The organism is Pseudomonas antarctica, from assembly GCF_900624995.1.
Taxonomy (GTDB): domain Bacteria; phylum Pseudomonadota; class Gammaproteobacteria; order Pseudomonadales; family Pseudomonadaceae; genus Aquipseudomonas; species Aquipseudomonas antarctica.
In genome coordinates this window covers 1-5,925 of sequence record NZ_UYXQ01000180.1, presented here as the reverse complement: position 1 = coordinate 5,925, position 5,925 = coordinate 1, and the positions used below count along the sequence as shown (strand labels likewise).

Sequence of the window (5,925 nt, the reverse complement as noted above, 5' to 3'; positions counted from 1 at the left end):
GTGGTGGCCCAGCTCGGCACCAAGGGCTCGCTCGATCAAGGCCTTTTTGAACGCCATCGACGCATCCTGAATGGCTTCGGCACTCATCGGGCCGCTGACGAACTGGTCGATCAGCTCTTTTGGAATGGCTGGAAGGTCACGCTGGGCCCTGCGGGCCGGTTTCTTTGTGGTTGGCATACATGCACCTCTTCAACATGTTATGCCCGAACACAAAATTTATGACAGTCCCGTACATATCCGTTACCGCGAAAACGGATATGTACCCAGCCCCACCCGTGACCAACCCTAACCCTTGCCCGGCCCATTTCCGATCTGCCACACAAACGGCGGCTGCGCCCCATTGATCACCCAATCCCCCACAATCCGCGCCTTGTAGATCACCGGATTATGCGACGACACCGTCCGCGCATTCCGCCAATGCCGGTCAAGCGCCTTGCCCTGGCGCACATCCGACGCCCCCAGCGCATTGAACAACTCGGTCGTGGCCTGCTGGATCAACGCCGACACCACCACCTGCGCCGTCGCCGATTCAATCTCGGCCGCCACATTCGCTTCACGCTCCGCTACGTCATCCCCACCAAAGCGCGCCAAGTACGCCCTTTGCGCCGGCACCGCCGCTTTCAACGCACTGGCCTCGGCGGCATACACCAGCGCGGCCACTTCCCCAACCACTTGCTGAATCTGCGCATCCTGGCTGACATGCGCAGCATTGCCATGGCTGTAAATGCGCGTGCGATTGCGCACCTGATGCGCCACATCGTTGAGCGCCGCACGGCCAATCCCGGCCAGGCTTGCCAGCAACACCAGCTGGTAAAAAGCGGTCTGGTATTGGAAACGGGTGGCAAAGTCGATCACGTTTTCCGCTTCCACCTCCGCATCGGTAAAACGCGCAGTGCCGCTGCCCGTGGTGCGCTGCCCGAAGCCGTCCCAATCGTCGCGTTGCACCACGCCAGGCTGGCGCGTGCGGGTGGCGGCGATCACATTTCCACCGGTGTCACTGCGCTGCGCATACACGTCGATCCAGTCGGAGAAAAGACTGCCGGTGCTGTAGAACTTTTCACCGTTGAGCTTCCATTGGCCACCGTCGGGGCTGACCTGGGTGACCACATCACCGATGGCCACGTTGCCGATTTCAGTCCAGGCGCAGCCGACGATATCGCCATCGACAAAGCGCTTGAACCACCGCTCACGGCCGGCGCCCGGTGGCGCATTCAGGCGGTCTTCGGCAAAGGCGAAATGCCCGCGCAAGGCCTGCGGCACATTGGAGTCGGCGGCCGCCAGTTCAATCAGCAATTCGAACAGCTGTGGCAACGACGCGCCGCCGCCGCCGTAGGCCACCGGCACCCGCACTGCGCCAAAACCAGCTTGCTTGAGCCACTGGATCGGCTCGTAGGGCAGGGTGCGGCTGTGCTCGCGCTCTACGGCACCCTCGGCAATGCGCTGGAAGATCGGGCGAAAACGTGCGGCCAACGTGGGGTAGTCGACGCCGGTGGACAGTGGGTTGATGACGTGGTGCTCGGTCATGGGGAGGGCTCCTTGGCAGTGATCAATGCCAGGAGTGTTTGCACAGTCCGTGCCGGGCCCTTCAGCCCGTATTTACAGAGAATGCGTTGCCCTCCACTGTTGCACCAGCAACAGCACATCCACAAACCAGCATGATCGATGACACCCGCGGATACGCACTCCCATGCGGTGATTGTCGCCGCAACCCGCAGGGCCAGCGCGTTTGCACAGGGCTGGCACGCTTGCTGCTCAAGCACGGGGTACATCCCTGTGTGCGAGGTACTTCCAGATGAGTCAGCAAGCCGTGAAATTTGCCTATTGGGTGCCCAACGTCAGCGGTGGGCTGGTGGTGAGCAAGATCGAACAACGCACCCATTGGGGCATCGACTACAACCGCAAACTGGCGCAGCTGGCCGAAGCGGCCGGCTTTGAATATGGGCTGACGCAAATCCGCTTCACTGCAGGTTACGGCGCCGAAAACCAACACGAGTCCGTGGCGTTCAGCCATGCATTGCTGGCGGCGACCACCACGCTCAAGGTGATCGCCGCGATTCTGCCAGGCCCCTGGCAACCGGCACTGGCGGCCAAGCAACTGGCAACCATCGACCAACTCACCAACGGCCGTATTGCGGTGAATATTGTCAGTGGCTGGTTCAAGGGCGAGTTCCAGGCCATCGGCGAACACTGGCTGGAGCACGATGAGCGTTATCGACGCTCCGAGGAATTTATCCGCGCGCTGAAAGGCATCTGGACCCAGGACGATTTCACCTTCAAAGGCGACTTCTATCGCTTCAACAACTACACCCTCAAACCCAAGCCACTGGGCCAGCCGGAAGTCTTCCAGGGCGGCAGCTCGCGCGCGGCGCGGGACATGGCCGCGCGGGTGTCGGACTGGTACTTCACCAATGGCAACACGCCGGCAGGCATCAAGGCCCAGGTCGATGACATTCGCGCCAAGGCGGCGGCGAATAACCATTCGGTCAAAGTGGGCGTGAACGCCTTTGTGATCGCCCGCGACACCGAGGAAGAAGCCCGCGCCGTGCTTGCCGAGATCATCGACAAGGCCGACCCGCAAGCCGTGAATGCCTTCGGTGACGCGGCCAAGCAGGCCGGCAAAGCCTCACCGGAAGGCGAGGGCAACTGGGCTAAATCCAGCTTTGAAGACCTGGTGCAGTACAACGACGGCTTTAAGACCAACCTGATCGGCACACCGCAGCAGATTGCCGAGCGCATTGTTGCGCTCAAGGCCGTCGGCGTGGACTTGGTGCTGGCGGGCTTCCTGCACTTCCAGGAGGAAGTCGAGTACTTCGGCAAACGCGTACTGCCGCTGGTGCGCAAGCTGGAAGCCAAGGCCGGCATCAAGCAGGTGGCCTGAGCCTTCACCGAGTGAAGAGCACGACTGCTGCGCGCAGCTTGTTGTTGCCAAACCGGCACATGCGTTCGAACGCCCCATGGCTGACCGGCAAGTGCTGGCAGTCCAGGGGCTGGCGGTGCTGGCTGTGGTCCACATCCGGGTCGTGCAGGTAGACGAAATCGTCGTCGCAATCGGTGACCATCACCCAGTGCGGCGACTTTGAACGGGTCAGCCGGTAGCTGCTGATCAGCACCAGCGGCTGCCCGCCATCACGCAGTACTTGAGGTAAATCCAGCGCGCCGCCGAGCACCTGCTCAACGTCGCTGCCCGCCAGCTCTTCCTCAAACGCTTCGTGCACCAAGCGCATGACGTCCTTTTTATGCTGATCGCGCACGCCGTCCAGAAACAGCGGCCCGCGCACATTTACCTGCATACGCACGCCAAAGCCCCGGCGCCAGGCCGCCAGTGCCAAGCCCTGCGGGCTGCAGCCGCCATGGCCTGCCGTCATGAACACGGTGGTCGCTTCACGCCAGATTTGCAGCTCCTCGCGCCGGCCAGCCACACGCGCAGGCACCAGCGCGCCCATGGCCATCAGCAGGCACGCGGCGCCACAGGTGAAGTCGGTGGTTTGTTGGTAATACGGCACACTTTGCGGGCGTGCGTCCTGGTGCTGGACGATGCGTTTTTCCAGGCGCAGGGCCGGGGCGTGGTCCTCGTAGTAGTCGTTGATCAGCGCAAAGCGCCGGTAACCATTGCGCTCATACAGGGCCAGGGCGCCGGGGTTGTCGGTGCGTACTTCGAGGCGCAGGTAGGCGCAATCGTGGGCCACGGCGCAAGCCTCGATGCGCGCGAGCAACTGTTTGCCCAGGCCCATGCCGCGTGCGTGCTCGGCGATGGCGATGGAATACAGCCGCGCCAGTGAAGTACCGCGATGGAACAGCACCAGCGCATAACCGAGCAAACCGTCGTCATTTTCAGCGACCAGCAACTGGCCATGGGCGCGGCTGACCATCCACTGAAAACTGCGTGGCGACAGCCGGTCGGTGGTGAAGCAGTGCTGTTCCAGTGCCACCAATTCGGGCACGTCAGCGGGTGTTGCAACGCGAAAGGAAAGAGCCATATGACCGCCGTAAAAGTTGCGTAACGAAACGGGACTTCTCTAAAAGATCGTGCTTAATAGAAAAGGTCGAGTTCTCTAAAGCGGATCAAATATTATGTCGGCGGTACACAGTCATTGGCGTGAAGTATCCGAGCAAACAGTCGCGGCGACAATAACTTCCCAGGGTTATTTTTCGCCTCCCCTCAAAGGTTCCAGCCAAGTCGTGATCATTGTCGAGCGCAAGGAAGATTGGGCCTCCTACTTTCCCAGCGAAGACATCGTCACCGCCCAGGAGTACCTGGAGCACACCCGCGAGAACGAGACGGGCAAGCGTGTGCAGGTGATCAACCTGTGCCGCAGCTATAAGTATCTGGGGCACGGTTACTACTGCTCGCTGCTGGCCGAGGCGCGTGGGCACAAGGTGATTCCATCGGTGCGTACCATCAGCGAACTGACCAAGAAGTCGTTGTATGGCTTGTCGCTGGATGACTTGGATAGAACCCTCGATAAAGCCTTGAGTCATCACCTTTACAGCAACACCGAAGGCTTTACCCTGACGCTTTACTTTGGCCGAACCAACATAGAACCGTTGCAGGAGTTGGCCCGTCAGTTATTTGAAACCTTCCCGTGCCCGATTCTGTTAGTTGAATTTCGCAAGAATAACGGCTGGCACATCGAAGGGGTCAAGTCCGGCGTTTTGCACAAGTTGCGCGACGACCAGGAAGACCAGTTCGCCCACGCCCTCGACAACTTCAGCCGCAAGATCTGGCGCCAGCCGCGCTCACGCCGGTTGGCCCGTTATGACCTGGCGATTTTGCACGATCCCCAGGAGCAACTGCCGCCATCCAACGCCCGCGCCCTGGAAAACTTCGTGCGGGTCGGCAAGGGCCTGGGCATTGATGTGGAACTGATCGAGCGCAAGGACTATTCGCGCCTCGCAGAATACGACGCCTTGCTGATCCGCGAGACCACCAGCGTCGACAACCACACTTACCGCTTCGCCAAAAAGGCCGAAAGCGAAGGCCTGGTGGTGATGGACGACCCGGCGTCGATCCTGCGCTGCACCAACAAGGTCTACCTCACCGACCTGCTCAACAGCCACCAACTGGGCATGCCCGCCACCGAGATTCTGTACAAGGAGCGACCGCAAGATTTCGAGCGGGTCGGCGAGCGCCTGGGCTTCCCGCTGGTATTGAAGATCCCCGACGGCTGTTTCTCCCGGGGCGTGATCAAGGTGGAAAGCCAGGAGGCGTTGCTCAAGGCCACCGCTGAGTTGTTCGAACATTCGGTGCTGTTGCTGGCCCAGGAGTTCTTCTACACCGAGTACGACTGGCGCATCGGCGTACTCAACCGCAAGCCGATCTTTGCCTGCCAGTACTTCATGTCCAAGGGCCATTGGCAGATCTACAACCACAAGGCCATCGGCCAGGACATCAACGGCGAATGCCGCACCCTGGCGGTCCACGAAGCGCCCAAAGCGGTGGTGGAGCTGGCGGTGAAGACCGCCAACCTGATCGGCGACGGCCTCTATGGGGTCGACCTCAAACAGTCCGGCGACAAGGTGGTGGTAATCGAGGTCAACGACAACCCCAATATGGACGCCGGTATCGAAGACGCCTACCTGCAAGACGACCTGTATGCGCTGGTGCTGGAGGAGTTTGTGCGGCGCCTGGAGTTGAAACGCCAAGGCCAGGTGTGGTGACGCGCGATGATCCAGCGCTTTGAGTTGACCGGTGGGAAGTTGCGCAGTGGGGCGGTCGAAGATGCCCCGATCATGCTGTTCAACAACCCCGACCTTGCCGAGCGTGAGTGGCTGCGCGACCACCACAAGCTGGATGAACATGCCCTGGCCTCGGCGCTGGACCCGGATGAAGTGTCACGCATCGAATTTCCCCCTGACAACCTGTTCCTGATATGGAAGCGCCCGGAAAACTATTCCGGCGGTGGCAACCTGGTTTTTGAAGTTTCG

4 protein-coding genes and 2 pseudogenes are annotated in these 5,925 nt (G+C 60.8%); 3 read left to right on the top strand and 3 right to left on the bottom strand.

What is annotated here, in order from left to right; genetic code table 11:
• Positions 1-177 (bottom strand): annotated as a pseudogene (locus E0F99_RS28460) (IS256 family transposase); the annotation flags it as partial.
• A 108-nt stretch (positions 178-285) separates the two neighbouring features.
• Positions 286-1,524, bottom strand: coding sequence for an acyl-CoA dehydrogenase family protein (locus E0F99_RS28455; protein ID WP_083358189.1), 1,239 nt, complete (start codon positions 1,522-1,524; stop codon positions 286-288).
• Between the two features lie 268 nt (positions 1,525-1,792).
• Between E0F99_RS28455 and sfnG the strand changes: the two genes are divergently transcribed.
• Positions 1,793-2,878 (top strand): dimethylsulfone monooxygenase SfnG, encoded by a 1,086-nt coding sequence (gene sfnG, locus E0F99_RS28450; RefSeq protein WP_083358190.1) that lies wholly within the window; start codon positions 1,793-1,795, stop codon positions 2,876-2,878.
• A gap of 4 nt (positions 2,879-2,882) precedes the next feature.
• On the opposite strand, the gene E0F99_RS28445 is transcribed toward sfnG, so the two are convergent.
• On the bottom strand, positions 2,883-3,977 hold the full coding sequence (locus E0F99_RS28445) for a GNAT family N-acetyltransferase/peptidase C39 family protein (protein ID WP_083358191.1): 1,095 nt from the start codon (positions 3,975-3,977) through the stop codon (positions 2,883-2,885).
• Between the two features lie 94 nt (positions 3,978-4,071).
• Between E0F99_RS28445 and E0F99_RS28440 the strand changes: the two genes are divergently transcribed.
• Together E0F99_RS28440 and E0F99_RS28435 are read left to right on the top strand one after the other, a co-directional pair.
• Complete coding sequence (locus E0F99_RS28440; RefSeq protein ID WP_083358192.1) at positions 4,072-5,658, top strand: RimK family protein; 1,587 nt, start codon at positions 4,072-4,074, stop codon at positions 5,656-5,658.
• A gap of 6 nt (positions 5,659-5,664) precedes the next feature.
• Positions 5,665-5,925: pseudogene (locus E0F99_RS28435) on the top strand (magnesium transporter CorA family protein); the annotation flags it as partial.

Coding starts and splice junctions, on each gene's coding strand:
- E0F99_RS28455 (WP_083358189.1), bottom strand. CDS start 1,524: ATGACCGAGCACCACGTCATCAACCCACTGTCCACCGGCGTCGACTAC.
- sfnG (WP_083358190.1), top strand. CDS start 1,793: ATGAGTCAGCAAGCCGTGAAATTTGCCTATTGGGTGCCCAACGTCAGC.
- E0F99_RS28445 (WP_083358191.1), bottom strand. CDS start 3,977: ATGGCTCTTTCCTTTCGCGTTGCAACACCCGCTGACGTGCCCGAATTG.
- E0F99_RS28440 (WP_083358192.1), top strand. CDS start 4,072: ATGTCGGCGGTACACAGTCATTGGCGTGAAGTATCCGAGCAAACAGTC.